Annotated in this window: 1 protein-coding gene; it reads left to right on the forward strand. The window is 49.6% G+C overall.

Annotated elements, in window-relative coordinates:
* Positions 1-514: MlaD family protein (locus R8O11_RS31345; protein WP_318195408.1), on the forward strand; the 514-nt coding region annotated here is incomplete at both ends.

The following is a 514-nucleotide window of genomic DNA, read 5'->3' on the forward strand; positions in this document are numbered from 1 at the left end:
AAGGCATATCTCCACTTTGGCTCCTGCCAATTTTGACGATGGTGCTCGCCGGCTGGCTTGTGGTGAAGTCCATCCATGATGCGGGGCAACGAGTACAGATTTACTTCTCCGACGCTGCTGGTTTGGTGGCGGGACGCACAACTATCCGTTACCAAGGTTTGGAAGTCGGTATGGTGCGTGACATTAATTTGTCCGAAGATCTCGGCAGCATTTACGTGGATGCAGACATCTACCCTGAAGCAACGAAGTTACTAAACGATAAAACGCGTTTTTGGCTTGTTAAACCAACCGCGAGTTTAACTGGTGTGTCGGGCTTGGATGCGCTTGTTTCTGGTAACTACATCTCTATCCAACCGGCGGACGGTCAAGAATTTGAGACCACATTCCACGCTCTCGATTCGGCGCCAACGGACCTACGTGTTTCACAGGGTTTGAACATCAAGCTTAAAAGCAGAGACTTAGGCGGCGTGTCGATTGGCTCTCAGATTGTCTATAAGAAAATTCCTATCGGTGC

Source organism: Vibrio sp. 1288 (assembly GCF_033344475.1).